The 1,800-nt window shown below is 62.0% G+C and carries 1 protein-coding gene; it reads right to left on the bottom strand.

Translation table 11 applies throughout. The annotated features are described in order from the left end of the window. Nucleotides 1–30: 30 nt before the first annotated feature. Complete coding sequence (gene betA, locus KGB24_RS28525; protein ID WP_223413609.1) at nt 31–1,731, bottom strand: choline dehydrogenase; 1,701 nt, start codon at nt 1,729–1,731, stop codon at nt 31–33. Nucleotides 1,732–1,800: the final 69 nt, after the last annotated feature.

The raw sequence follows: 1,800 nt of genomic DNA, 5'->3' as shown, positions 1-1,800 counted from the left end.
GCGAAGGGCGCGCCTCGGTATTACGCCTTACTAAGCAGTAGGGCTCACATCCCGCAACGGCTTGCCTTTCACCGGAGCATCACCGGCCACGTAGTAGCTGGCAGTGCTGCGCGGCAATGGCTTGCGACCACGGATCTTGTCGGCGATTTTCTCGGCGATCATGATCGTCGGTGCGTTCAGGTTGCCGGTGGTGATGATCGGCATGATCGAGGCATCGACCACACGCAGACCTTGCATGCCGTGCACGCGACCTTCGGCGTCAACCACGGCCATCTCGTCGGTGCCCATCTTGCACGAGCAGGACGGGTGGAACGCGGTTTCGGCGTGTTCGCGGATGAACTTGTCGAGCTGCTCATCGGTTTGCACTTCAATGCCCGGGCTGATTTCGCGGCCACGGAAAGCGTCCAGTGCAGGCTGTTGCATGATTTCACGGGTCAGGCGGATGCCGTCGCGGAATTCCTGCCAGTCCTGCTCGGTGGCCATGTAGTTGAACAGGATGCTCGGGTACTCGCGCGGATCCTTGGACTTGGCCTGGATGCGACCACGGCTCGGCGAACGCATGGAACCCATGTGCGCCTGGAAACCGTGCTCTTTCACACCGTTGCTGCCGTTGTAGTTAATCGCGACCGGCAGGAAGTGGTACTGGATGTTCGGCCATTCGAATTCCGGACGGGTGCGGATGAAACCGCCGGCTTCGAACTGGTTGCTGGCGCCGATGCCGGTGCCGTTGAACAGCCACTCGGCGCCGATGGCCGGCTGGTTGTGCAAGAGCAGCGACGGGTACAGCGAAACTGGCTGGGTGCAGGCGTATTGCAGGTACAGCTCGAGGTGATCCTGCAGGTTTTCGCCGACGCCTGGCAGGTCGTGGACCACCGGGATGTCGAGCTTGTTCAGCAGTTCGGCCGGGCCGACGCCGGAACGTTGCAGAATCTGCGGCGAAGCGATGGCGCCGGAGCACAGCAGCACTTCTTTGCGGGCGCGGACTTCAACGCGCTCTTCAGCGGCGCCGATCAGGTAACGCACGCCGATGGCACGCTTGCCTTCGAACAGTATCTTGTCGGTCAGGGCGTGAGTGACGATGGTGAGGGTCGAACGCTTTTTAGCAGTGTCCAGGTAGCCGCGAGCGGTGCTGGAGCGACGGCCTTTAGGCGTCACGGTGCGGTCCATCGGGCCGAAGCCTTCTTGCTGGTAACCGTTCAGGTCTTCGGTGCGCGGGTAACCGGCTTGCACGCCGGCTTCAACCATGGCGTGGAACAGCGGGTTGTTGCCGGCTTTCGGCGTGGTCACGCTGACCGGGCCTTCGCCACCGTGGTAGTCGTTCGGGCCGATGTCGCGGGTTTCGGCCTTGCGGAAGTACGGCAGGCAGTTCAGGTAGTCCCAGTCTTCCAGACCTGGCAGTTTGGCCCAGTTGTCGTAGTCCATCGCGTTGCCGCGGATGTAGCACATGCCGTTGATCAGCGAAGAACCGCCCAGGCCCTTGCCGCGACCGCATTCCATCCGGCGACCGTCCATGTGTGGCTCTGGATCGGTTTCGTACGCCCAGTTGTAGCGACGACCTTGCAGCGGGAACGCCAAGGCCGCTGGCATTTGCGTGCGGAAATCCATCCGGTAATCCGGGCCGCCTGCTTCGAGCAGCAGGACGGTGACGCCTTCGTCTTCAGTCAGACGGGTCGCCAGAGTGTTACCGGCCGAGCCGGCACCGATGATGATGTAATCGAATTCTTGGGACATTGAATGCACCCTCTTTGAAGTTGGTCAGGTCAGGCCTGGGCGAGTGCTGCGCACTCGATTCGCGGGCAA

This window comes from Pseudomonas sp. BF-RE-25, from assembly GCF_019956105.1.
GTDB lineage: Bacteria > Pseudomonadota > Gammaproteobacteria > Pseudomonadales > Pseudomonadaceae > Aquipseudomonas > Aquipseudomonas migulae.
The sequence above is the reverse complement of the archived record's forward strand: the minus strand, read 5'-3'. Positions and strand labels throughout refer to the sequence as shown.

Coding starts and splice junctions, on each gene's coding strand:
- betA (WP_223413609.1), bottom strand. CDS start 1,731: ATGTCCCAAGAATTCGATTACATCATCATCGGTGCCGGCTCGGCCGGT.